Annotated in this window: 17 protein-coding genes and 1 pseudogene; 5 read left to right on the top strand and 13 right to left on the bottom strand. The window is 73.5% G+C overall.

Translation table 11 applies throughout. The features are described 5' to 3' along the window. Positions 1-157 precede the first annotated feature (157 nt). Entirely contained in the window at positions 158-1,555 is a 1,398-nt protein-coding gene (locus IH09_RS29995) for an NADP-dependent succinic semialdehyde dehydrogenase (RefSeq protein WP_052860665.1), read from the top strand. A gap of 101 nt (positions 1,556-1,656) precedes the next feature. Here the strand turns inward: IH09_RS29995 and IH09_RS29990 are convergent, their stop codons facing one another. From IH09_RS29990 to IH09_RS29955, 8 genes and pseudogenes are all read right to left on the bottom strand, one after another. Then, complete coding sequence (locus IH09_RS29990; protein ID WP_052860664.1) at positions 1,657-2,643, bottom strand: alpha/beta fold hydrolase; 987 nt, start codon at positions 2,641-2,643, stop codon at positions 1,657-1,659. A gap of 217 nt (positions 2,644-2,860) precedes the next feature. Next, positions 2,861-5,071 (bottom strand): SpoIIE family protein phosphatase, encoded by a 2,211-nt coding sequence (locus IH09_RS29985; RefSeq protein ID WP_110952666.1) that lies wholly within the window; start codon positions 5,069-5,071, stop codon positions 2,861-2,863. A gap of 218 nt (positions 5,072-5,289) precedes the next feature. Further along, the gene (locus IH09_RS29980; RefSeq protein WP_052860663.1) at positions 5,290-6,348 is read right to left on the bottom strand and encodes a hypothetical protein; all 1,059 of its coding nucleotides are present in this window, start codon (positions 6,346-6,348) and stop codon (positions 5,290-5,292) included. A gap of 243 nt (positions 6,349-6,591) precedes the next feature. After that, positions 6,592-7,115, bottom strand: a pseudogene (locus tag IH09_RS29975) (DUF1990 family protein). Next, the gene (locus IH09_RS29970) at positions 7,112-7,981 is read right to left on the bottom strand and encodes a YndJ family protein (protein WP_110952667.1); all 870 of its coding nucleotides are present in this window, start codon (positions 7,979-7,981) and stop codon (positions 7,112-7,114) included. The pseudogene IH09_RS29975 and the gene IH09_RS29970 overlap by 4 nt, the downstream one beginning before the upstream one ends. A gap of 255 nt (positions 7,982-8,236) precedes the next feature. Next, the gene (locus IH09_RS29965) at positions 8,237-10,702 is read right to left on the bottom strand and encodes a polysaccharide lyase 8 family protein (protein ID WP_052860662.1); all 2,466 of its coding nucleotides are present in this window, start codon (positions 10,700-10,702) and stop codon (positions 8,237-8,239) included. A gap of 288 nt (positions 10,703-10,990) precedes the next feature. Next, positions 10,991-11,752 carry a crotonase/enoyl-CoA hydratase family protein gene (locus IH09_RS29960; RefSeq protein ID WP_052860661.1) on the bottom strand — a complete coding sequence of 254 codons (762 nt, stop codon included), beginning with the start codon at positions 11,750-11,752 and terminating at the stop codon, positions 10,991-10,993. 70 nt (positions 11,753-11,822) lie between these two features. Then, entirely contained in the window at positions 11,823-13,481 is a 1,659-nt protein-coding gene (locus IH09_RS29955; protein ID WP_052860660.1) for an acyl-CoA dehydrogenase family protein, read from the bottom strand. Between the two features lie 83 nt (positions 13,482-13,564). Here IH09_RS29955 and IH09_RS29950 point away from each other — a divergent pair, with 83 nt between their 5' ends. Beyond that, a complete protein-coding gene (locus IH09_RS29950; protein ID WP_052860659.1) occupies positions 13,565-14,389 on the top strand; it encodes a PaaX family transcriptional regulator C-terminal domain-containing protein in 825 nt (274 codons plus the stop codon). Positions 14,390-14,515: 126 nt separating this feature from the next. Here IH09_RS29950 and IH09_RS29945 read toward each other — a convergent pair whose 3' ends face one another. Both IH09_RS29945 and IH09_RS29940 read right to left on the bottom strand, forming a co-directional pair. Next, a complete protein-coding gene (locus tag IH09_RS29945; protein WP_052860658.1) occupies positions 14,516-15,934 on the bottom strand; it encodes an amino acid permease in 1,419 nt (472 codons plus the stop codon). Between the two features lie 87 nt (positions 15,935-16,021). Continuing rightward, positions 16,022-17,227, bottom strand: a complete 1,206-nt coding sequence (locus IH09_RS29940) for a lactonase family protein (RefSeq protein WP_052860657.1) — start codon at positions 17,225-17,227, stop codon at positions 16,022-16,024. 346 nt (positions 17,228-17,573) lie between these two features. Here IH09_RS29940 and IH09_RS29935 point away from each other — a divergent pair, with 346 nt between their 5' ends. Continuing rightward, complete coding sequence (locus IH09_RS29935; RefSeq protein WP_052860656.1) at positions 17,574-18,659, top strand: tetratricopeptide repeat protein; 1,086 nt, start codon at positions 17,574-17,576, stop codon at positions 18,657-18,659. Between the two features lie 251 nt (positions 18,660-18,910). On the opposite strand, the gene IH09_RS29930 is transcribed toward IH09_RS29935, so the two are convergent. Further along, the gene (locus IH09_RS29930; protein WP_052860655.1) at positions 18,911-20,098 is read right to left on the bottom strand and encodes a helix-turn-helix domain-containing protein; all 1,188 of its coding nucleotides are present in this window, start codon (positions 20,096-20,098) and stop codon (positions 18,911-18,913) included. Positions 20,099-20,238: 140 nt separating this feature from the next. Between IH09_RS29930 and IH09_RS29925 the strand changes: the two genes are divergently transcribed. Beyond that, a complete protein-coding gene (locus IH09_RS29925) occupies positions 20,239-20,673 on the top strand; it encodes a hypothetical protein (RefSeq protein ID WP_052860654.1) in 435 nt (144 codons plus the stop codon). Positions 20,674-20,712: 39 nt separating this feature from the next. On the opposite strand, the gene IH09_RS29920 is transcribed toward IH09_RS29925, so the two are convergent. Then, positions 20,713-22,281, bottom strand: a complete 1,569-nt coding sequence (locus IH09_RS29920; RefSeq protein WP_052860653.1) for a lipase maturation factor family protein — start codon at positions 22,279-22,281, stop codon at positions 20,713-20,715. A 489-nt stretch (positions 22,282-22,770) separates the two neighbouring features. Here IH09_RS29920 and IH09_RS29915 point away from each other — a divergent pair, with 489 nt between their 5' ends. Beyond that, complete coding sequence (locus IH09_RS29915; RefSeq protein WP_172450374.1) at positions 22,771-22,941, top strand: hypothetical protein; 171 nt, start codon at positions 22,771-22,773, stop codon at positions 22,939-22,941. 104 nt (positions 22,942-23,045) lie between these two features. Here IH09_RS29915 and IH09_RS29910 read toward each other — a convergent pair whose 3' ends face one another. After that, positions 23,046-23,621: a TIGR03086 family metal-binding protein gene (locus tag IH09_RS29910; RefSeq protein WP_052860651.1), complete on the bottom strand. Its 576-nt coding sequence runs from the start codon at positions 23,619-23,621 to the stop codon at positions 23,046-23,048. Positions 23,622-23,848 lie beyond the last annotated feature (227 nt).

Here is a 23,848-nt window from a genome sequence, read left to right as displayed (position 1 = left end):
CCCCGGACCACCGCCCCCGCCTGGACCGCCCGACCCGGTACCGCCCTCCCCGGTACCGCGCCCGCCCGGCCCCGGCCCGGACCCGGTCCCCGAGCCGTCCCCGGCCCCCACCCCGCTCCGTTAGGGGCGGCCCCGCACCACCGAGGAGGTGCTGATCATGGCGATCGCCACGGTCAATCCGGCCACCGGCGAGACCCTCAAGACCTTCGACGCCCTCAACGCGGGCGAGCTCGAAGACCGTCTGGTCCTGGCCGAGCGGGCCTTCCAGGAGCACCGCACGACATCGTTCGCCCACCGGGCCGAGCTGCTGCACAAGGCCGCCGAACTGCTCGAAGCCGACCAGGAGTCCATCGCCCGCACCATGACCACCGAGATGGGCAAACCGCTGGCCGCGGCGCGCGCCGAGGCCGCCAAATGTGTCAAGGCCATGCGCTGGTACGCGACCCGCGCCGAGGAACTCCTCGCCGACGAGGCCCCCGACCCCGCCGACGTGCGCGACTCCGGAGCCGCCCGCGCCCTGGTGCGCTACCGCCCGCTGGGCACCGTCCTCGCGGTGATGCCGTGGAACTTCCCGCTCTGGCAGGTCGTGCGGTTCGCCGCGCCCGCCCTGATGGCGGGCAACACCGGGCTGCTCAAACACGCGTCGAACGTCCCGCAGACCGCCCTCTACCTGGAGGAGCTCTTCCGCCGGGCGGGCTTTCCCCGGGGCTGCTTCCAGACCCTGCTGATCGGCTCCGGCGCCGTCGAGGACGTGCTGCGTGACCCGCGGATCGCCGCCGCCACACTGACCGGCAGCGAACCGGCCGGCCGCTCGGTCGCCGCCATCGCCGGTGACGAGGTCAAGAAGACGGTGCTGGAACTCGGCGGCAGCGACCCGTACCTCGTCCTGCCCTCCGCCGACCTCGACAAGGCGGCCGCCACCGGCGTGCGCGCGCGGGTCCAGAACAACGGTCAGTCCTGTATCGCCGCCAAGCGGTTCATCGTCCACACCGATGTCTACGACGCGTTCGCGGAGCGGTTCACCGCGGGGATGGCCGCGCTGACGGTCGGTGACCCGATGGACGAGGGCACCGATGTCGGGCCGCTCGTCAGCGAGCAGGGCCGCTCCGACCTGGAGGAACTGGTCGACGACGCGGTCCACCGGGGCGCGCGGGCGATGTGCGGCGGCCGGCGCCCGCCCCGGCACCCCGCGGGCTGGTTCTACGAGCCGACGGTGCTCACCGGCGTCACCCCCGGGATGCGCATCCACCACGAGGAGGCGTTCGGTCCGGTCGCCACCCTCTACCGGGTCGCCGACCTGGACGAGGCGGTGGCGGTCGCCAACGACTCGCCGTTCGGGCTGAGTTCCAACGCCTGGACCCGCGACGCGGCCGAACAGGAGCGGCTGGTACGGGACTTGCAGGCCGGCGGCGTGTTCTTCAACGGTATGACGGCCTCGCACCCGGGACTGCCGTTCGGCGGCGCCAAACGCTCCGGCTACGGACGCGAGCTCTCCGGGCACGGCATCCGCGAGTTCTGCAACATCACCACGGTGTGGTACGGGCCCCAGGACTGAGCGTACGTGGGCGAACGTCGGCCGATCGGGGTCCGGTGGCGGGACGGGGACCGGCCCGGTTCCCGGGATCCGCGGACATGGGCGGATCCCGGGGAGCCCCTTCAGGCGGGCAGCGCGGCGAGCCAGCCGGTCAGCAGCCGGTTCACCTCGTCGGGGCGCTCCTGCTGGATCCAGTGGCCGCAGCCGTCGAGGACGTGCGAGGAGACCAGACCGGGCAACGTGGTGGGGTACGCCTCGATCGCGTCGGCCAGCCAGGTCGTGGAGGCGTCCAGAGCGCCGCCGATGAACAGGGACGGCTGGGGGATGGGGGCGCCGTCGAAGTCGGCGAGATCCGCCCAGTCGCGGTCCATGTTCCGGTAGCGGTTGAGCGCCCCGCGCATCCCGGTCCGCTCGAACTCCCCGGCATAGACGTCGAGATCGTCCTCGCCGAGCCAGCCGGGCAGCTTGCCGGCCGGGAACCGGTCGCGGAGCTGTCCGCCCCGGCCGATGAAGTGCGGGTCCGGTGCGCCGGGTGCGGGCATGGTGTCGCCCGAGAAGGCGGCGTAGAAACCCGCGAGCCAGCCGCGGATGTCGGGTTCCATCTCGCTCTCGGCCCGTCCGGGCTCCTGGAAGTAGGAGACGTAGAACTCCTCGTCCCCGCCCATCCGCGCGAAGATCTCACCGGGCCGCGGTCCGCCGCGCGGGGCGTAGGGCACGCTCAGCAGGCCGACTGCGCGGAAGACATCGGGCCTGAGCAGGGCGGTGTTGGCGGCTGTGGTCGCGCCCCAGTCGTGGCCCACGACCACCGCCGACCGCTCGCCCAGGGCGTGCACCACGGCGACGTTGTCCTCGACCAGGTCGAGCATCCGGTACGCGGCCGTGTCCTCGGGTTTGGCGGAGCGGCCGTAGCCGCGGACGTCGACGGCGACCGCGCGGTACCCGGCGGCGGCCAGTGCCGGCAGCTGGTGGCGCCAGGAGTACCAGGACTCCGGGAACCCGTGGAGCAGCAGGACCAGCGGCCCGGTGCCCTGCTCCACCAGATGGATCCGGCCGGCGGGAGAGGGGACCAGACGGTGGGTGCGTTCCGTGGCCTGGGCGGGTTGCGACATGAATCCTCCGGGGCGTCGAGCTGTTCTTGGCCGAGCGCGGCGGCAGGCCGGTTCCGGAACCGGATGCGGTCCGCCGTCCGAGCCATGATCCATCGGCGGGCGGCGGTCGCCATGGCCTCTTTGCCGTCTACGCAAAGAGGTCGGCCCTTCGGGGTTCCCGGCCGGGCGCACCCCGAAGGACAGACGGCCGGCCACCGCACGCCGCCCGTGAGGGAGTTCAGCGTCCGGGCTCCGGGCCGGGAGCGTGCGGAGCCCCCGGAGCCCCCGGAGCGTCCGCCGCGTGCCCCTTCTCCGCCCCGTCCCCCGCGTCCGGTACGTCGAACTCGCACCACAGCGCCTTGCCGGAGCCGCGCGGTTCGGCGCCCCAGCGGTCCGCGAGCGCCTCGACCAGCATCAGCCCGCGGCCGGAGGTGGCGGTCTCGCCGGGGCTGCGCCGTCGTGGCCACTGGCTGGAGCGGTCCTCGACCTCCAGCCGGATCCGCCGCGGGGTGCCGGGCAGCAGCTCCACGCAGACCAGGGCGCCGCTCTCGGTGTGCGTCAGCGCGTTGACGATCAGCTCGGTGGCGGCGACCTCCACATCGTGCGTCACGGCGCCCGCCCGCCACTGGTCGAGGGTGCGGCGCAGCGCCGAGCGGACCTGCGCCGTCCCGGCGGGATCCGCCTGGTGGATGTGGAGCCGCAGCCGCGGTGTGGTGGCCGGTCCCGGGCCCGGCAGCCGGTGCAGCAGCAGGAGGGCCATGTCGTCCTCCGAACCGGGCTCGGCCCACAGCTGGTCCGAGAGCTGGTCGGCGAGGGTCTCCAGCTCCGCGGGCCCGGTGCGGACCGCCTCGGACAGCGCGTCGATGCCCGCCGAGATGTCCTGGCCCGGCTGCTCCACCAGACCGTCGGTGCACAGCAGCAGCGTCGATCCCGGCTCCAGGAACAGCTGGGTCTCCGGGAAGTGGTCGTGCCCGAAGACCGTGGCCAGGCCCAGCGGCAGACCGCCCGGGATCTCCGGCCAGTCGATGTGCCGGGAACTGTCACTGATCAGCGGACCCAGGTGCCCGGCCCGCGCCACGTGCAGCGCCCCGGACTCCAGATCGGCCTGGATGTACGTACAGGTCGCGAACCGCTCGGTCTCCAGCTCGGCCAGGAAACGGGAGGCCCGCACCAGCACGGTCTCCGGTGTGTGCCCCTCGCTGGCATAGGCGCGCAGGGCGATGCGCAACTGGCCCATCACGGCCGCCGCATGGGTGTCGTGGCCCTGCACATCGCCGACGACCAGCCCGGTTTGGCCCTGCGGCAGCGGGATCACGTCGTACCAGTCGCCGCCGATGTCCCGCCCGACGCTCGCCGGGTGGTAGCGGACGATGAGCTCGCCGCCGGTGATGGACGGCACCCCGCGGGGCAGCATCGTCGCCTGGAGCTGCGTCGCGAACTCCCGCTCCTGGTCGAAGAGGGTGGCCCGCTGGAGCGACTGCGCGACGACCCCGGCCAGCGCCAGCGCCAGGTTCCGGGCCTCCGCCGACTGCACCGACGGTTCGGCGTTGAACAGCCCCAGCGACCCGATGACGGTGTCCTGGGCGACCAGCGGCAGGAACGCCGAACTGCCGGCCGGCAGCATCTCGGCGTACCGGCGCAGCCGCGGGTAGCGGGCGATCAGCTCGCCCCGGGTGCTGAGAAACGTGGGCCGCCGCGAGCGCACCACATGGGACAGCGGCAGGGTGTCGTCCACCCAGGAGTGCGTCATCCCCTCGGGCACCTCGCCCGCCAGCCCGGCGGTCGTGATGACCTCGAACCTGCCTTCCGTCACCAGCCCCAGGAGCAGCGCGTCGGCCCCGAACCGCTGGGCGCCCTCGGTGTCGGCGAGCACCCGCGTGACGTCCTCGACCGACAGCGCGCGGGCCAGCGCCGCCGTGGCGTGCTGCACCATCACGGTCTGCCGCTGCCGCTCCTGCTGGCGCGAGCGCAGCAGCGCGGAGTCCGCCAGCTCACCGGTCGCCTCCCGGACGATGCCGATGATGCGGTACGGCAGCCCGCTGCCGTCGTGCAGGATGCGGCCCTGGGTGTGCGTCCAGCGCAGCGCCCCGCCGCGGCACCGGACGCGGAAGTACACGCCGTAGGACGAGCTGCCGTCCTGGAGGGCCTGGGCGAGCGTCGAGTCCATCCGCCGACCCTCGTCGGCCGGTACCCGTGCGGACAGCGACTGCGGTCTGCCGTCGTACTCGTCCGCGCGCAGATCGAAGACGGCCAGCGCGCCGGAGTCCAGGATCATGCGCCCGCTGTCCAGGTCCCAGTCGAAGGTGCCCATCCGGTTGAGCGAGAGCCGGGTGTGCAGGCCGACGGGCTCATGGCGGTACATCGCGGGCGCGTCCTCCGTGCCCCGGCGCGGATCCCGGCCGGTACGCGGGTCGTACCCGTCGCGCCGTGGCCGGTGCTGTCCGGTCATGGCGTGCGGCGCCCCGGCCCCGGGACAGGCGCGCCCCCTGCCCTCGGTCGCGCGCCGCGGACCGGGGCCGATATCCACCGGAACGCGGCCATGCGCTCACCTTAGGCCGGGGCGGTGACCCGCGCATTCCCGGAACGGCGTAGCCCGGCCCACAGCCGTACGCGCCCCCGCGGCGACCGCTCCCGAGCGGGCGGCGAGCCGGTGAACGGGGCGGGCAATCAGCCGGGGGCTCCGGAACCGGGAGCGGACGCGGAAGCCGGTGCCGATGCGGGCGGGGGTGACGGTGCGGGTGCGGCGGGGGCCGGACGCGCCTGGGCCAGTGCCATCAGCCGGTTGAGGCGCAGGGTGAGGGTGCGTACCGACGGCCGGCCGCCGTTCAGCCTGCTCAGCGCGGTCAGCGAGACGGCGGGCGCGGCCAGGCGCAGCCGGGCGGCCTCCAGGACCTCGGACGGTGCGGCGCCGCCGACCCGCGCCACCGCGTCGCGGACGTCCTGGGCCGTGGGCCCGCTGCTGTACGTGTTGCGCAGCAGCCGCTGGATCTCCGGCGTCCAGGCCAGCCCGGCGGCGGAGAGCAGCCGGCGGGTGGCGTCCAGCCCGTGCAGCACCACGAGCGGAGCCGGTCCGTCCGGCCGGATCTCGGCGGGGCGCAGCGCCACCGCCCCGGTCAGCGCGGCCACGGTGTCCGCGACGGCGGGTGAGGCGCAGACGATCTCGATCCGGCGGTCCTCCATCCCGTGCGCGGTGCGCACCCCCGGCACGACCGTCCCGCCGGCCAGGAACGCCGCCCGCAGCGCGGCCCGCCGGCAGCACTCCCGGGCGCGAGCGAGCAGCAGCGGTCGCGGCAGCTCGTCCGGACCGTGGAGCTCCGCGACGGGCGGCCGGGGGCCGGACGGATCGGGCTCCACCGCGTAGGCGCGCGACACGGGGTGGTGGAGCGGGCGGGGGACGCCGTCCGGACCGTGCGCGGCCGCTGCCCGCCGGCCGTCGTCCGCGCCGGGAGCCGGTACCACATACGTCCGGCAGGAGATCCCCCACAACGACCGCAGCAGCTCCTCCAGCCGCCGCGCGACCGCCTCGCCGCGTACGACGTACCGGGGGTGGCCGGCCACGCCGCCGGTGCCCTCGGCGGGGTCCGGCCCGTGCAGCAGTACCGCGGCTTCGGTCCGGGCACAGCAGCCGGCCGCGTACGGGGTCCGGGCCAGTGCGTCCGCGACCACCTCCGCGGCGTCCTGGTCCAAGAACGCGGTGTGCCGGTCCGGGATCCTCGCGTCGGCCATCTCCGCTCCTCTGCGCGTCCGTACCGGTCCGGGGACCCGTGCGGACGCCTCGTTCTCACCGCACTTCGGGCCGCCCCCTCGCGTACACCGCTCCGGCCGGCTGTCGCCGGCCGCCGGCGGCGGCCCGTTGTCGAGGCTAGTCCCGCGGCCGGGCGCCGGCGTCCTCCTCAGGGACCGGGTGGTCCCGGCCGCCGGGGGACCAAAGTCCCGGCCGCGCCGCCCCCGACGGCCCGTCGGAGCGCCTCAACGGCCGCCGGGGCGGGGGCGGTTCGCCAGCCGGCGCAGGGTCCGGCCGCAATGCCGGGCGTACGCGCGCTGCAGAACGGGGACCAGGGGGCCCGCGAGGCGGGTCCAGAACCGGTCCGGCCGGCTGAAGGCGGTGACGGTGAACCACACCGAGCCGTCCGCCCGCAGGGTGACCGTGAACGCCTCCTCGCCGCGCTCGGGGTGCCCGTCGCGGGTGCCGTACGCGAAGCCGACGCGGTCCTCCTCGGCCACGCTCCACACCACCCGGCACGGTGCCCGCAGCCGCAGCGGGCCGATGCCCAGCGAGACCTCGACGGCCCCCCCGGGGCGGCCCGCGGCGCGTCGGCCCGGATGCCGACGCCCGCCGCGCGGTGCATCCGGAAGGTGGTGACCGCCTCACCGGCCGCCGCCAGCACGGCGCGGCCGTGGCCGATCGGCATCTCCTGGTGGAGATGGTGATAGCCGGGCGGCAGCGGGGTGTGCCGAGTGCCGCCCACTTCGGGGTAGTTGACGTCGGTCATGCGGTGCGCTCCTTCGGGGCGGGGACGGCCGGTGCCGGGAGGCCGCGGGCCGGACCGCGGGCGCTCGGGGACGGGCTCGCCCCGGCCCGCAGTCGTTGCTGGGCGACCACGGCGCACAGGGCGAACCCGAGGGCGTTGCCGAGGCCGTGGGTGGCGGCCGTCCAGCCGAGCGAGAGGTGCGGCAGCCCCGTCGCCTCGCCGACCGCCCAGCTCAGGGCGAGCAGCATGGTCGCGACGAGGACGACCGCGGAGCAGCCGAGCAGCGCGCGGGTCGTCCGGTCCCGCCCGCGCGGCCGCAGCTCGCGCCAGGTCAGCAGCGCCACCAGCCACATGCCGCCGGTCAGTACGAGCGCGCCGGCCAGCTCGGCCCAGTCGTTGACGAAGTATCCGGCGAGCACCAGCAGGGTGCCCGCCGGCACGCTGTACGCCGCGGTCCGGCCCGCCCGGCCGGTGCCCGCACCGCGGCAGACCAGCCCTGCGACCAGCGCCGCGGCGAATCCGGCGAAGTGGAAGTGCGCCACGGTCAGTGCCAGGGTGTCGAGGTCGAAACCGAGCAGCCGGTGCCCCGCGCGCTCGGCGACCAGCGCGATCCCGGCGACGGCCGGAGTGGCCAGCGCGGTCAGCACCGCGATCTCGGACGGCGCGAGCGAGCGGGTGCGGGCGAGCCGCCGCGGGGCCTGCGCGGCGAGTACCAGGGTGGCCGCCGTGTACCCGGCCGCGCAGAGGACGGCGACCGGACCGCGCGGCAGCCAGAGCGCGGCCGAGCCCGCGAGGGCGGCGAGCGGCCAGCGCCGGCGGATACGGGTGAGCCGCCGCCCGCCGATGAGCGAGAGGCCCATCGGGATCACGACGAACATGCCGAGCATGACGAGGAGCGTGACCAGGACGTGCGCTGCTGCGGACACCGTGTCCCCTTCCGTGACCGGGTGTCCGACACGGTACGCGGAGAATTGAACGCGTTCAAGAATGCCCGTCCGGCGGCCACGCGGAAGGGCGCGGCGGCGGCTGGGGCGGTGCCGCGTCAGCAGGTGGCCCCGCCACCCGAGGCGCGGATGCGGGGCTCGGCCGGCGGGCCGCGCGGCGGGCGAGGGCGCCCCCGTCGCACGGCCTGGCGGCCCGTTTCACCCCAGCCGTACCACTGCCCGCTGGGTGACCCCTCCTGTCCCGCGGAGGTCGCCGAAGGTGAGGGTGAGGGAGGAACCGGTGGTGGCGGCGGTGAGTGTCGCGGGCCGGGACAGTACGGCCGCGACCGGCCGGGCCCAGGTCAGCGTCAGCGCGGTCCGGGCCCGCATCGGGTCGCTGACCCCGATGACGGCGGTGCCGTCGGACCTCTCGTGCACCGTCACGCTCGCGGGCGCGTCGGCGGTGAGCGGCCCCGCCGTCCCGCCGAACCAGAAGTTCACCCCGGTGAACCCGAGCGAGGGAACCGAAACCCCCTGGATGTCATCGGTGTTGACCAGGATCCGCAGCCAGCCCTCGTCCGCCGCCCGCTGCGCGGTACGGGCCGCGCTCGCGCCGGGCAGCAGGACATAGGCGTAACCGGCACCGGCCGGATCGGTGCCGTGGTCGGTGAGCAGGGTCAGATAGCGGCGTTCGACCGGGGTGGGGGAGCCGCCCGCGTTGATGTCCCGCCAGGCGCCGGTGCGCGCTTCGCGCAGCGCCTTGAGCGTCGTCCCGCCCGGGAACACATAGCCCGCGTGCCCGGCGAGATGCGCCCAGCGGGCGCCGGGCAGCGTCGCCGACCAGGGGTAGGCGGTGGGCTGCGGACGGTCGTCGACGGTGAGGGGCGCGCCACCTGCGGCGCCCAGGTTGCGGTTGTCGACGATCGTTTCGATCGATTGGCCGTCCTTGGCGGTGATGCCCGCGCCCAGGCAGACCACCGCGTCGTCGAGGAAGAACCAGGACTTCTTCGCGAGCAGAGTGCTGGCAAGCCCCTTGAGGTACTGGCCCGCGGTGGCGTAGCCGTCGGCCTCGCTGCCGCCGACCCAGGACACGTCCGGCCGGGCCGCGCCCCACGCACCGCCCTGGCCGTCGGCGAGCTTCTTGCGCGAGGCGGTGGTGCCGGGCAGCCGGGTCGGGTCCACGGTGGGCCAGAAGGAGTCGCTGTACTGGCCGTTGGCGAAGGTGTCGCCCCACCACGAGAGCATCCCCGAGCCGGTGTGCCAGCCGCGGACGTTCTCGCCGTTGCCGTTCTCGTAGTACGTGATGCGCCGGGACGCCATGGAGAGGGCGGCGGCCCAGCCGGGGCGCCGGTGCACCACCCGGTCCATACCGGGGAACTGCCGGTGGCCGGACGGCTCCGGGACGGGGGTCACCGAGGTGTCGTCCAGGACGTTCTTGAGCCGGGCCAGCGCGCCGACCGACAGGCTCGGATCGCTCAGTACGGGGGAGTAGTAGTCACGTTGGCACCACCCCTTGGCCAGCCCGCGCCAGCGGTCCCGCTCCGCCGCGCTCGCGCCCTCGCCGAGCAGCAGTATCGAGGCGATGACCGGGTGGCCCCGGAGGTGGTCGTTGGCCTCGGTCCCGGCGGGGTCGCCCGCGGCGACCCCGCGGCTGATCGCCCGGCCCGAAACGCCGTCCATCATCAGGCCGTTGAAGAGGAACGGCGCGTAGGAGTGCTCGACCGAGTCCAGGAACTGCTGGCGCTTCGGGTCGACGACCGCCCAGGGGGAGCCGCTGAGCAGCGCGAAGAGCCTGCTGAGGCCGTCGATCAGCACGGCGCCGTAGGAGCCGGTGTAGGGCACGTAGGTGTGCTGGACGATGGAGCCGTCGGCGTAGATGCCGTCGCCCGAGGTGACGTACGGGAAGACGGGGGTCAGGGCGTCCCGGGCCAGCGCGATCTTGCCGGCGTCCGCGCCCACGACCCCGCGCAGCGCCAGGACGCGGCAGAGGTCGACGCGGTTGGCGCCGGTGCTGGTACCGGTGTACGAGCCCACCGCGGAGTCCGGGACGAAGTGGTCGACCGCCGCGAGATAGCGGGTGATCCGGTCCGCGGCCAGCTGGTCGTACAGGAGGACGCAGCTGTCCAGGAGGGCCTGCGGGGCGCCGATCTGCCAGTTGTACCAGTTGCCGTAGCGGGTGGTCCGCTCGTTGTAGACCTGCTCGTAGAGGTGGTCGAGGCCGGTCCGCAGGGCCGTGGCGAGGGCCTGGTCGCCGGTGAGCCCGGTGCCGGGCTGCGCGTACGCCTGGGCCATCGTCCGCAGCCGGACGTAACTGGTCTGCAGCCGCTCCGAGTAGCCGAACGACTCGGGGTCCGTGTTCGGATCGGGGTCGGCGTACACCGCGTCCGGCCACAGCGACCCGTCGGCCGGTGCCATGCTCGCGAGCAGTCTCCCGGCGTCGGCGCCGAGGGTGGCGAGGCGGTCCTTGAACGGCTGGGCGGTGGGGCTGAATCCGGTGCCGAGGGTCAGCTCGCGCCAAGTGGTGCGCAGCGCGGCGAAGTCGGCGGCGGACGCGGCGGGCCGGGCCGGGCCGGTGCCGGTTCCCGTGCGGGCGGCGGCAGCGGCGGTGGCGGCGGGCAGCCCGGCGGCGAGGGAGACACCGCCTGCCGTGATGAGCAGGGAACGACGGGTCCATGGGTGCGTCATGGGGGCTCCGTGGCCGGGAGGCGGAAGACGGCGGAACGCCGCAGAGGGAGGGGGAGAGCGTCGGCGGTGCGGTGTGCCCGTATGAAACACGAGGGCCGTCAAACGCTCAAGAGGTTCACATCAAACGATCGAAACGATCGCTCGATCTCTTCGCTCACGGGTGCGGCGCGCCCGGCCCCCGCCACCGACGGCCCGCTTCCCCGCACCGGTCCGGCTCCGCCGTCCGGCCCTGCGACCACCGCGCCCCTCCGGCCACCGCCGCTCGCCCCTCGTCCGCCGTTCCGCCGCCTACCGGTCCGCCTCCCCGTGCCGCCCCGCCCCCGCCGCGAACCGGGCGGCGCCCGTCAGCGACTCCGCCAGTACGGCCTGCCCGTGGCGGAGTTCGGCCGCCATCGCGGCCTCCTCGGAGCACCCCTCCTGGTCCAGCAGGGCGGCGCGGTCGCTGCGCAGGCACGCCTGCGGGAGCCGAGCGAGCTCCGCCGCCAGCCGCTCCGCCGCCGCGCGCGCCGTACCGGCCGGCACCAGACGGTGGACCAGCCCGATGTCCAGCGCCTCGGCGGCCGGCACCGGACGCCCCGTCAGCACCAGGTCCCTCGCCCGGCTCGCCCCGATCAGCCGGGGCAGCCGCACCGTACCGCCGTCGATCAGCGGCACTCCCCAGCGGCGGCAGAACACCCCGAAGACCGCGTCCTCCTCCGCCACCCGCAGATCGCACCAGAGCGCCAGCTCCAGCCCACCGGCGACCGCGTACCCGGCGACCGCCGCGATCACCGGCTTGGACAGCCGCATCCGGGTCGGCCCCATCGGACCGTCACCGTCCGGCGCGACGCGGTTGCCGCGCTCGGTGCCGATCGCCTTGAGATCCGCACCGGCGCAGAACGTCCCGCCCTCGCCCCACAGCACCGCGACGCGCGCACCGTCATCGGCCTCGAACTCCCGGAAAGCATCGGCCAGTTCCGTGGCCGTCGGGCCGTCCACGGCGTTCCGGGCCGCCGGCCGGGACAGCGCCACCGTCGTCACCGGCCCGGCGCGTTCCACCCGTACGGTCATCGGCCCGCACCCGCCCCGCGCGCACCCATGCCATGTCCCCGCGCGGCACCCGCGCCGTTCACGCCACGCCTCATTCCGCGCCCCCGGCAGGGGACTTGAGCCGGGCGCGCTCCAGGATCGACGCCAGATCGGCACCGGCCGGCAGGGTGCCGAAGGCGTTGCCCCACTCCCCGCCGAGCCGCGAGGCGCAGAACGCGTCGGCGACCGCGGGATGACTGTGGCGCACCAGCAGCGACCCCTGGAGCACCAGCGCCATCCGCTCCGCCAGCGAACGCGCCATCAGCTGCGCCCGCTCCGGATCGGCCGCCCCGGCCAGCATCGTGCGCACCCCGGCCACCGCCGCGTCCAGCCGCCGGTCGGCGCCCGCGGCGGCGTCCACCTCCGCGAAGAACGCGTCCAGCGAGGCCGGTTCCTTGGTGAGCGCCCGCAGTACGTCGAGGGCGGCGACGTTCCCCGAGCCCTCCCAGATCGACATCAGCGGCGCCTCCCGGTACAGCCGCGGCATACCGGACTCCTCGACATAGCCGTTGCCGCCCAGGCACTCCAGCGCCTCGGCCGCGTGCGTACTGCCCCGCTTGCACACCCAGTACTTGCCGGCCGCCAGCGCCAGCCTGCGCAGCGCCGCCTCCGCCGCGTCCCCGGCGTGCGACCGGTCCACCGCCGCCGCCAGCCGCATCGCCAGCACCGTCGCCGCCTCGGACTCGACCGCGAGGTCGGCGAGTACCGAGCGCATCAGCGGCTGCTGGTCCAGCTCCCGCCCGAACGCCCGCCGGTGCGCGGTGTGGTGCAGCGCCTGCCGCAGCCCGGCCCGCATCCCGGCGGCGGAGCCGAGCACACAGTCCAGGCGGGTCATGTTCACCATCTCGACGATGGTCCGCACCCCGCGGCCCGGCTCGCCGACCGGCCAGGCCACCGCCTCGTCGTACTCGATCTCGGCGGACGCGTTCGAGCGGTTGCCCAGCTTGTCCTTGAGCCGCATCAGCCGCATGCCGTTGCGGGTGCCGTCGGGCAGCACCCGGGGCAGCAGGAAGCAGCTCAGCCCCTCCTCGGTCCGCGCCAGCGCCAGGAACAGATCGCTCATCGGCGCCGAGGTGAACCACTTGTGGCCGGTGATCCGGTACGTGCCGTCACCGGCCGGTACCGCGCGCGAGGTGTTCGTGCGGACGTCGGAGCCGCCCTGCTTCTCCGTCATCGACATGCCCGCGATCAGCCCCGCCTTGCCCAGCGGCGCGCGCAGCCCGAAGTCGTAGCTGCGGGCGGTGAGCAGCGGCTCGTACCGGGCGGCGAGATCCGGCGCGGCCCGCAGCGCGGGGACGGCGGCGTACGTCATCGAGACCGGGCAGCCGTGCCCCGCCTCGGCCTGCGACCAGACGTAGAACTTCGCGGCGCGGACGAGATGGGCGCCGGGGCGGTCGTCGGCCCAGGGCGCGGCGTGCAGCCCGTGCTCCACCGCGACGGTCATCAGCTGGTGCCAGGCCGGATGGAACTCGACCTCGTCCACCCGGTGCCCGAACCGGTCGTGGGTGCGCAGCCGGGGCGGCTGCTCCTCCGCCCACCGGGCCTGCTCCTGCACCGGCTCGGAACCGGCCAGCGCCCCCAGCTCGGCCACCTCCCGCACGCCCCAGCCGGCGCCCTCGCGCTGCAGCGCCTCCAGCAGGGCCGGTTCGTCCGCCGTACTGAACCCGGTCAGCGGCGGTGCCTGATTCACGACTTCATGGGTGACGGTCATGGCACCGACGTTACAGATTACGAACAGCTGTGGGAAGACTGTAAGAGCCGGGGAGGCCGGGCGCGGCTAGGATTTCTGCACACATGAACGACGACACCGCAACCGACACCGCAACCGAGACCGAAGCCGGCGCCGGCCGCGACGCAGGGGCGGGCGCCCTCGCGCTGCGGCCGCTCACCGCCCGCTCCATCGTGCTGAGCACCCTCCTCGGCCACCATCCGCCCCGGCTGCCCGCCCGCGCCCTGGTCCGGGTCGGGGAGCTCTTCGGCATCGCCGAGGGCACGGTCCGCGTCGCGCTCTCCCGGATGGTGGCCGCGGGCGACCTGCTCCAGCGCGACGGCTCGTACGGACTCACCGCCCGGCTGCTGGCGCGCCAGACCCGGCAGGACGCGAGCCGGTCGCCCCGGACCCGGCCCTGGGGCGGCGGCCGGGGCGAGGAGTGGGAGATCGCCGTGGTCGCCACCGCCGAACGCCGGCCCGCGGCCGAGCGCACCGCACTCCGCCAGGCGATGGCCGACCTGCGGCTGGCCGAACTCCGCGAGGGCAGCTGGCTGCGCCCCGCCAACCTCGACCGGCCCCGCCCGCCCGTCGCCACCGAGCAGTGCACCTGGTTCACCGGCACCCCGGACGGCGACCCGGCCGCACTGGTCCGGCGGCTGTGGGACCTCGACGGCTGGGCGGAGCGGGCGCGCGCTCTGCTGGCCGCGCTGGACCGCGCCGGCACCCCCGCCGACCGCTTCACGGTCGCGGCGGCGGTGCTCCGCCACCTTCTCGCCGATCCCCTGCTCCCCGGCGGACTGCTGCCACCGGACTGGCCGGGCGACGCCCTCCGGCTCCGCTACGCCGCGTTCGAGACCGAACTGCGGGAGCTGCTGCGGCAGTTCGTCGAACCGGGCCCGACTCGCTGACACCCTGTACGCGCGTCCCTCGCCGACGCACCGCACGTACTCACCGGCCCCGGCGGGCGGTGCGCGACGCCCCGCACTCCGGCCGCTTGCCCGGCGCACCCCGCCCGACGCCGGCCCCGCCCCCGCTCACCCCGCGTCGAGCGGGGCCCTGCGGCGGCGGATCTCGTACGCGGTCAGCACCACGGCCACCGTCAGCAGGCCCAGCCAGAACTGCGGGCGGCTGCCGGGCAGAAAGGCCATCGCGCCGGTCACCGTGCCCATCAGTGCGATGGTCACCCAGCTCAGCCACGGGAAGAGCCACATCTTCAGGGTCAGCCGCTCGGGCGCCGTGCGCTCCAGCTTCCGCCGCATCCGCACCTGGGCGACGGCGATCGCCAGATAGACGAACAGGGCGATGGCGCCATAGGAGTTGATGAGGAACTCGAAGACGACATCGGGGGAGGCCCAGGCCGCGATGACCGACAGATAGCCGGCCGAGGTCCCGGCGAGCAGCGCCCGGCGGGGCACCCCGCCGCGGCTGACCCGGGTGAAACCGCGCGGCGCGTCCCCGTTGCGGGTGAGCGCGAAGAGCATCCGGGAGGACGTGTAGAGCGCCGAGTTCAGGCAGGACAGCACGGCGATCAGCACGATGGCGTTCATCACCGTGCCGGCCGCCGGTACCGCCAGCCGGTCCAGCACCGCCGCGTACGGACTGACCTCGATCGCCTTCGACGTCCACGGCACCACGGCGACCACCAGAAAGACCGACAGCACGTAGAAGGCCACCACCCGCAGCACGATCGAGCGGATCGCCCCCGCCACCGCCCGCTCCGGTTCGGCCGATTCGGCGGCCGCGACGGTCACGATCTCCGCACCGGTGAAGAACCCCGTGCAGGGCACCACGGCCGCCAGGACCGCGCCGACGCCCTGCGGGGCGAACCCGCCGTGCGCTGTCAGCTGGTCCAGCCCGCCCCGGGCGTCCGGCCACAGGCCCAGTACATACAGCGTGCCGAGGAAGAGGAAGACGACGATCGCCACGACCTTGACCGACGAGAACCAGAACTCGAACTCACCGAAGGAACGGGCCGAGACCATGTTGGTCGCCGTCAGCAGCGCCAGCAGGACCAGGCTGACCGCCCACAACGGGGCCCCGGGCAGCCACAGCTGGACGATCCGGCCGCCCGCCACCGCCTCCACGGCCACCACGATCACGAAGAAGTACCAGTACAGCCAGCCGACCGTGAACCCCGCCCGGGGCCCGAGCGCCTCGCGGACATGGGCGTAGAAGGAGCCGAGCGCCGGGCGGGCGACGGTCATCTCGGCCAGCATCCGCATGATCAGCACGGTGAGCGTGCCGGCCGCCAGGAACGACAGCACGGCGGCCGGCCCGGTGGCCCGTACGACCACCCCGCTGCCGACGAACAGACCGGCCCCGATGACCCCGCCCAGCGCGATCAGCCGCATATGGCGCGGCTTGAGCCCCTGCTGGAGACCGCCGGACTCCGCGGCCGCTCCGGACGGTGCCGCGGAGCCCTGGGTGCTGTGCTGCGACGTTCCGGTACTCATGGGGGCCGACGCTAACGGGCCAATCGTGCGGCGCCGTTGCCGCAGTGTTGCACCGGTGTGGCGGCCCGGCGCGGGACCGCCGCCCGGTCACAGCGGCAGTACGCACACCGGCATCGGGGTCGTGAAGGGCGCGCCCGCGCGCCGCAGCGCCCCCGTCCGGGCGTCCACCGAGAACACCGTCACCGACGCCGACTTCTGGTTCGCCGCGAACAGCAGCCGCCCGTCCGGCGAGAACGCGAGCTGCCGGGGGAAGTCCCCGCCGACCGGCACGGTGTCCAGCAGCCGCAGCCGCGCCCCGCCCGCCGCCACGGCATAGCGGGTGAGGCTGTTGTCGCCGCGATTGGCGAGATACGCGAAGCGGCCGTCCCCGGTGACCAGTATCTGCGCCGGGTAACTGGTGCCCGCGCCGGTGCCGGTGGACTGCGGTGCGCCGGGCGTGAGCCGTCCGCTGCGCGGGTCGTAGCCGCAGACCACCACGGTGTTGTCCACCTCGTTCGCCAGATAGGCGAAGACGCCCGAGGGGTGGAACGTCAGATGCCGGGGGCCCGCGCCGGGCCGCAGCGCCGCGTATGACACCTGGGTCAGTTTCCCGGCGGAGGTGTCCAGCCGGTAGGTGTAGACGGTGTCGTTGCCGAGGTCGACGGCGAGTACATGGCGGCCGTCCGGGCTGGTGGCGATCTGGTGCGCGTGCGGGCCGTCCTGGCCGGGGCCGGGCGGCGGGGCGGTGTGCGCGACCAGATCGGTACGCGCCCCCAGCGCACCGCTGTCCGGGTCGATCGGGTGCACGGCCACACTGCCGGAGAGGTAGTTGGCGCTGAGCAGCCAGCGGCCGCCGGGGTGCACCGACAGATGGCAGGGCCCGGCGCCGCCGGTCGGCCGGCTGCCCAGCACCCTGGGCGCGCGGCCCGGCCGCAGCGCGATGGCCGTCACCCCGCCCCGCTGCCGCTCGTCGACCGCGTAGAGGGTGCGGCCGTCCGGGGCGAGCGCGAGATAGGAGGGGTCGGCGACGCCCCGCACGACGCCGGTGGCGGTGATCCGGCCGGTCCCGGTGTCGTATCTGCCCAGGCCGATGCCGGTGCCGCCGCCCGGCACGGAGGTGTACGTCCCCAGGAAGAGCGGCCGGCCGGGGCGGTGCCGGGCCTGCGCGGGGGCCGCGTCCCCGACCGTGACCACCGCCGCACCGGCCGTCGCGGCCAGCCCCGCCGCGACCGTCCCGACGAACCGCCGCCGGGCGATCCCGGTTTCGGCCCCTGGCTCTCCGCCCCTGCCGGTCCTTGTCCGTACCGCGCTCATGTCACCCCTCGGCGTCCGGCGATCTCGGCTGTGGCAGTCAGGGTGGCGTGCGCCGGTACGCGACGGCAAGAGGGGCGGGCGACGACGCGTGGTGCGCGGGGGAACTGGGGCGAGGGCCCGGCCGGTTGGGCTCCCGCACCGCCGCCACCGTCCCGTGCGGTGTCCGGACCGGCGTCCGCCGATGGCCGTCCGGCCCGGCATACCCGTACATCCCGATGATGAGCCTCGGCCCTCCCGTAGCACTGGAGTTGTACGCCATAACCCCCACGCCGACGGATTCGCCGCGGGGTCGGCGGCCCATAGTTTCTTGATCAAGACACGGGGATGACCGAGAGGCCATGGAGAGATGTACGACAAGGCATTCGCGCCCGAGTACCAGGGTGAGCTGGGGGCGGCCCTGGGGGTGAACTCCTCGTACGAGGAGGTGCTGACCATCGCGAGCCGTGCGCGGTCGGAAGCCGGTACGGCGCTGGAGCGGGCGCGCGCCGCGCTCGCGGTCGCCGAGGCCAACCGGCGGCTGGGCCGGGTGGCGGACGCCGGCGCCGCCTGGCGCGAGAGCTACCGCAGCGCACGCACCGCGGGTGACGCCGGCGCGATGTCCTGGGCCCTGTGGAGCGGCGGCACCCTGGCCCGCCAGTGCGGAACGCTGCCGCTCGCCCGCCGGCTGCTCACCCGGGCCGTCGCACTGGCCGACGGGAGCGGCGACCGCCTCGCTCACGGCTACGCTCTCGCCGGTCTCGCCGAGACCGGCCGCATACAGGGCGACTACCCCGCGGTCGCCGCACTCCACGAGCAACTGCTCGAACAGGGCCGGGCCCACGGCGAGGCCCGCCACATGGTGTGGGCGATGTCCGGTATCGCCCAGATGCACCGCAACACCGGCGACCACGCCAAGGCGCTGGAGCTGTTCGAGGAGTCCGCCCGAATAGCCACCGAGGCCGACGACGCCCGGGGCCGCGCCTGGTCGCTGCGCGGTATAGCCGACGTCCTGTCCGTCCAGGGGGAACCGGACCGGGCGCTGGCGCTGCTGTCCGAGGCGGAAGCCGTCTGCCGCGAGATGGACCTGGCGAGCGCGCTCGCCTACAACCACAAGATGCGCGGGAACGTCCTCTACCGGGCCGGACGTTACGAGGCGGCCCGGGACATGTACACCGTCGCGCTCCGGGAGTTCCGCGAGATGCACGAACCGCGCGGTGTGGCCCTGTCCCGCCTGGGCCTGGCCAAGTCCCGCGCCCGGCTGGGCCGCGACCGCGACGAAACACTCGCCGAACTCGCCGAGCTGGAGCGCGACTTCGGCCGCATCGGACTGCGCCACGCCCACGACATGGTCATCGCCTTCCGCACCGAGGTGACAGGGGCGCCGACGGCAGAGACTCCCGTACCGAGCTGCGCCACCACCACACCCCGGTCGCCCGCAACTCCCGCCAGATAGCGAAGCGGTACCGCAAGACCCGGCCCGCACCCGCGCGGGCGGCGGATCGGGGAACGGATCGTGGCGCGGCGGCCGCAGTGACAGCCCTTTGACGGAAAGACCAAACGCGAAGAAGGTTTCCATGCCGCCGTGAAGGGTCCTGAGATCCTGGTGTGAGTAACAGAAAGACCCGTTGGTCCACGCCAACGGGTCCTCCCATTTCCGCTACCTGATATCTCCGTATGCCGGGTCGCAGGGCTCACCTCACACATTCAGGCAGCCAGTCCGGCCTTCTTCGCCATGTCCGTCAGGTCCGGCCTGCTTCGCTGGTGAAGGATGAAAAGAACTCGAAGAACTTCCCGGCTCATGGGGTGTACCTCCGCCATCTGAGGAGCGACCGCGAAGGCCGCTTTGAGTGCTTCCTCGGCTCCGGCGTAGTCCTTGAGTGCCATGCGGGCACGCGCTGTGTCGATATAGAGCCGGCCCAGTCTCGAAGGGCGGAGCCCGGACGGGTGAGTCTTGATCAGGGGCTGAGCCATTCGGGAAGCCTTATCAGGTTTGTCCAGCTCCACGAGCGCGGCGAGATCGTACAGGGCGGTGTTCCCCGATCCGAACGTAAGGTTGTGGGCGAGGACGTCCCCACGGGGAATCCGTCCGGCGAGCGCATTCGCCTTTTGTGAATGCGCTTCCGTGGCCGCCTTGTCCTTGTACCTGGAAGCAAGCACCACTCCACGAAGATGGAGTGAACCCAGTGCGACGACGGAGATCATCTCGTCAGCCATCACGCGTTCGAACTGAACGATGGCCCGGTCGATAATTGCCAACCCATCGTCATATTGACCTGCGGATTGGTACGTTCCGGCCTCGTTCCAGGCGGTAGCCGCCTCTGCCACCGGATTCCATGTCTGTCGGGCAGCCCATTGCTGGCGGGACACGATCATTTCTGCCAGGTCTGGCTGAACCAGCCGATGAGCGACGGCGTAGGCGCATCCGTATACGTCAGCCACATCGCCCCAAGCGACGGCATCGCCGCCGGCTGTCATGGCTGTGGCGGTCACCCGTCCCAGAAGCTCGGGAAGCATCCTGAGCAGTTCGAGGTAATTTGTGTTGGACCTCAGTTCGGCAGCCTTGCGGAGGTCTTCTCGCAATTCGTCGAGCGGTGGCACATCTTCCTTGGGGAGGGTGTGACGCCGGACAGCGTTTCGCACGTCCTCAAGAAGGTCACTCTGCTCGGACGGGCCCAGGAAGGGCTGCCCGTAGATCCTCGCAGTACTGACGCGAAGGGCCTTGGCGATGGACGCCACGTTGGGTGGCGTGGCCGCCCTCTCGCCACTCTCGATCTTGCGGAGGAGAGAGACGGAGATGCCCGCAGCGCGGGCCACCTTTGTCTGCCCGAGTCCCCTCGCCTTACGGAGTACCTGAATGTTCTCACCTGCGGCGGGCGTGCGCGTGCTGTCCATATGGTCACTCTGCCCGGCGGATATGTGGGCGCCAACAAGTTCCTTCCCTCGAACAGTAGTTGTGGCACTTATGTGTCAACTGATCTTGGCCCTCTCCGGTTCACTCCATGTATTGGCATCGCAACCGAGGAGTGAGGACAATGGCTGCCCCGCTGATCCGGACGCCTCATCAGGTCACAAGTGACATACGTCTACGCCTGGACGATGCTCTGCGCCGAGCCGGGTTCGACGCCGAACCGTCGGTGGTGACGGTCGGCGAAGTGGAGGGCGTCAAGATCAACCGAGTGCGTATTCCGGCGCTGTCGCTCTCGCAGGCCCGGTGGCTTGCCGGGAAGCTGGGCGGCCAGGTGAGTGGAACGGCGCAGCCGACAGCGAGCGTGGTGCGGAAAGAACTGGACGGGGCCCTGCGCGCAGCCGGTGTCATCGCGCAGCCGTCGGAAGTCGTGGTGACCACTCTGCTCACCCGCAGGGAAAACAAGCTCATCCCTCCGTCACTGTCGATCGGACAGGTCATGCGGCTCGCGATGATCCTGGAGGGCTGCCTTGGCGGCGGTACTGACGAGGTGAGCTGCTGATCGCGAAATCCCGGCCCTGGCGAGGCTGCCGGAGCCGCTTCATTCGCCCGAAGCCGGAGTGCGTGAGACCGGCGGTGCGGTGAGGCGTACCGGAGGGAGCAGTTCGCGTACGTACTCGCGATGCCAGCAGGCCCCGGTTTCGCGCAGTTCTCGCCAGGTGGTGAAGCGGTACCGGAACACGCGGGCGCGGACGTACCGCGGCGGACGGTCCGGGAACGGGTTGTGCCGCAGCAGTCCGAGCGTGTCGCGGTCGTTCAGCAGCAGCCGCAGGAGGAAGCCCTCGAACCACGGCAGGCCGTAGGCCGGGGAGAGGGCCACGAACCAGAGCAGCCAGTCGAGCCTCAAATGGAAGGGCGCGAACTGGCGCGGCCAGCGCCGGGGGTCGTCGGGCTTGCCATGGAAGCCGTACTCCTGCCACCCCGCGTCGGCCGGAACCTCCCGGTCGGCGCGTTCGAGCACCGGGCGCCCCTGGCCGCTGCGCCGCCGGTACCAATCCACGTGGTGCCGGTCCAGCGGCTCGCCGTGGAGCTCGTGCGCCGGCCGGACGGTGCCGGGCCCGGTCGCGGCGTCCGTGGTGCCCTCGATGACGATCTCCCGGCGCACGCGGGTGATGCTGCCGAAGGCGCCGTAGGAATTGACCAGATGCAGCGGCTCGTAGGACGTGTTCATCCGTTGCTGCCGGGTGAGCAGATTGCGCGCCGGCCGGTAGCTGAGCGCGGCGACGAGGGCGGTGACGGCGATGACGAGGACCGTGAACCAGACGGGAGGCGAAGCCGGGGCCTGTGGTCCGGCCGTCCACAAGGGGCCGACCGCCGACAGCGCCAGCGCGATGGTCAGCCAGTTCAGCCAGGCGAAGTTGCCGGAGAACACCAGCCACAACTGGGTGGCGGCCATCGCCAGGGCGGCCCAGCCGGCCACCGGCTGCGGGGTGAACAGCAGGACGGGCAGGCCGAGTTGCGCCACATGGTTGGCGGCCACCTCGGCCCGGTGCAGCGGTCTGGGCAGATGGTGGAAGAACCAGCTCAGCGGGCCCGGCATCGGCTGGGTCTCGTGGTGGTAGTAGAGGCAGGTCAGATCCCGCCAGCAGCGGTCGCCGCGCATTTTGATCAGCCCGGCCCCGAACTCCACCCGGAAGAGCAGCCAGCGCAGCAGCCACATGACCAGCACCGGGGGCGCGATCGTGGCATTGCCGAGAAAGACGGCGAGAAAGCCCGCCTCCAGCAGCAGCGACTCCCAGCCGAAGCCGTACCAGGTCTGCCCGACGTTGACGACGGACAGATACATCACCCACAGTGCCGCCCACATCACCATCGACGCCCACAGCGGTACGGCATCGGCGGCGCCCGCCGCGACGGCCGCCGCCAGCAGCGCCCCGCACCATGTCCAGGCCGCGAAGAAGCGGTCGGAGTAGCGCAGCTGGAAGACCGAGGGGGCGGCACGGAACGGCACCCGCGCCACGAACTCGGGCACCGGGAGCATCCCGCGCGCCCCGATCAGCGCCCGGAACTGCCGCGCCGCCGCGACGAACGCGGTCAGGTAGAGCACGGCCAGCATCCGCTGGAAGATCAGCCGGCCGAGCCCGTAGTCGGTATCCGTGAACCAGTCCACCCGCCCATGGGTAGCACCGCGGCCATGGGCCCGGGTGACAGGCGCGCGCGGCGGGGACCCGGGCGGGCGGATCGGCGGGGTGGGCGGGCGCCCGCAGTGGGACCGGGCGGCGGCCGTGCCCCGGTGCCGGCGGCCCCGGCGGGCGGGCGGCGCGGTCATCCGGCTGCCGGACGACCATTAAGAGTGCGTAGCGGAAGATGACCGGCCGCCGGGCGGGTGCGGAGCGGCCGGCGGCCGGTCATCGGTGCGCCCACCAGCGGCTCGGCGCGGCGGGGTGGATTTTCGGCCGTCCGGACGGATGCCCCTGTCGCCGGAAAAAATCGCGCGCTCCGGGTGTGAAGTCGTTAGTCTGGGGTACGACGGACGACCTTTACGGGAGACGCCAACACCATTGGCCCGTCGCGGGAACGCCACAATCCTTGGCCGACCTCCCGGTTCGTGAAGAAGGCGCCACCGCGTCGGACCAATACCTCGATGAAGGAGTACGTGGTGGCAGTGCACAAGGTTCAGTACAAGCAGCCCCGCTTGAAGCAGGTGGACCGGCCGGGCCGGATCAAGGAGGTCCGCAACCTGGAGGTCTGGGGCCGCTGCGTTCCGGTGCGTCTCGCCGGCTGTGACGACGATCCGGCCGAACCGTATATCTTCCGCGGCATCGACTGATCCCGCCGGCCGACCGGACCGCGCCGTTCGCCCGGCGCGGCCCGTCGGCGGAAGCGGCCGGGCGAGGGCAGCCGCCCCCGGCCGGCCGGACCGGCCCCGGGTGATCAGGGGCGGCGCCCCAGCAGGCAGAGCAGCCGGGTCTGGTCGTCGGCGTCCGCCGGCGGCTCGACCGGAGAAGCGAACAGGCCCGACCCGTCGAGTCCCGCCGCGTACGGCTCCACCTCGCGCAGCGCCGCGGTCGCCAGCCGACCGGGCAGTTTCTCCTCGGCGCCGATCGCCCGTGACAGGTCCCAGGCGTGCACCACCGCATCGGCCATCATCTGGGCGCAGTACGCGTCGGCCGGACTCGATCCGTAGGACAGCTGGACCGTGCGGTCCAACGCACCCGGCGCGGCGAACGCGGCCACGGCGGCCACCGCCGCCCGGTCCCAGACCGCGGCCGGATCGTCGCCCAGCCGGTCGCCGTCGAAATCCGAGCCCACGTCCGCGATCGTCGCGCCGTCCCGCACCAGACGGGGCACCCAGAGCTGCTCGGCGGTCAGATGGTTCACCAGATCGCGCACCGACCACTCCGTGCACGGTGTCGGGGCGTCCCACTGGTCGTCGCGGACGGCGTGGACCCGGGTGCCGAAGAGTTTCAGCGCCTCGCCGTGGGCGCGCAGGATGTCGTCGTGGCTCATGCTCCCCGAGGATAGGAGCGGGCCCGGAGCGCCGCGCCCCGACGCACGGCGGACCCCCGGATCACGCCTCGCGCGAGACCCCCGGGTACGCCGTCCGGCCGCTGCCGCCGTCCCGGCCCGCGCCGCCGGCCCGTACGGCGCAATGCGGGCAAAGGATTTCGCCGCGCGGGGTGCCGGGACCCGGGTGCCGGCCGGCCGCGGGGCGCGGACCGGCCGGCACCGTACGG

The sequence above is a fragment of the Streptomyces celluloflavus genome, from assembly GCA_000720995.1.
Taxonomy (GTDB): domain Bacteria; phylum Actinomycetota; class Actinomycetes; order Streptomycetales; family Streptomycetaceae; genus Streptomyces; species Streptomyces celluloflavus.
Note: the sequence above shows the minus strand (reverse complement) of the source record. Positions and strands in the feature narration are given on the sequence as shown.

Excerpts from the sequence above, each read along its gene's own strand:
- IH09_RS29995 (WP_052860665.1), top strand. The coding sequence starts at position 158 with ATGGCGATCGCCACGGTCAATCCGGCCACCGGCGAGACCCTCAAGACC.
- IH09_RS29990 (WP_052860664.1), bottom strand. The coding sequence starts at position 2,643 with ATGTCGCAACCCGCCCAGGCCACGGAACGCACCCACCGTCTGGTCCCC.
- IH09_RS29985 (WP_110952666.1), bottom strand. The coding sequence starts at position 5,071 with ATGACCGGACAGCACCGGCCACGGCGCGACGGGTACGACCCGCGTACC.
- IH09_RS29980 (WP_052860663.1), bottom strand. The coding sequence starts at position 6,348 with ATGGCCGACGCGAGGATCCCGGACCGGCACACCGCGTTCTTGGACCAG.
- IH09_RS29970 (WP_110952667.1), bottom strand. The coding sequence starts at position 7,981 with ATGCTCGGCATGTTCGTCGTGATCCCGATGGGCCTCTCGCTCATCGGC.
- IH09_RS29965 (WP_052860662.1), bottom strand. The coding sequence starts at position 10,702 with ATGACGCACCCATGGACCCGTCGTTCCCTGCTCATCACGGCAGGCGGT.
- IH09_RS29960 (WP_052860661.1), bottom strand. The coding sequence starts at position 11,752 with ATGACCGTACGGGTGGAACGCGCCGGGCCGGTGACGACGGTGGCGCTG.
- IH09_RS29955 (WP_052860660.1), bottom strand. The coding sequence starts at position 13,481 with ATGACCGTCACCCATGAAGTCGTGAATCAGGCACCGCCGCTGACCGGG.
- IH09_RS29950 (WP_052860659.1), top strand. The coding sequence starts at position 13,565 with ATGAACGACGACACCGCAACCGACACCGCAACCGAGACCGAAGCCGGC.
- IH09_RS29945 (WP_052860658.1), bottom strand. The coding sequence starts at position 15,934 with ATGAGTACCGGAACGTCGCAGCACAGCACCCAGGGCTCCGCGGCACCG.
- IH09_RS29940 (WP_052860657.1), bottom strand. The coding sequence starts at position 17,227 with ATGAGCGCGGTACGGACAAGGACCGGCAGGGGCGGAGAGCCAGGGGCC.
- IH09_RS29935 (WP_052860656.1), top strand. The coding sequence starts at position 17,574 with ATGTACGACAAGGCATTCGCGCCCGAGTACCAGGGTGAGCTGGGGGCG.
- IH09_RS29930 (WP_052860655.1), bottom strand. The coding sequence starts at position 20,098 with ATGGACAGCACGCGCACGCCCGCCGCAGGTGAGAACATTCAGGTACTC.
- IH09_RS29925 (WP_052860654.1), top strand. The coding sequence starts at position 20,239 with ATGGCTGCCCCGCTGATCCGGACGCCTCATCAGGTCACAAGTGACATA.
- IH09_RS29910 (WP_052860651.1), bottom strand. The coding sequence starts at position 23,621 with ATGAGCCACGACGACATCCTGCGCGCCCACGGCGAGGCGCTGAAACTC.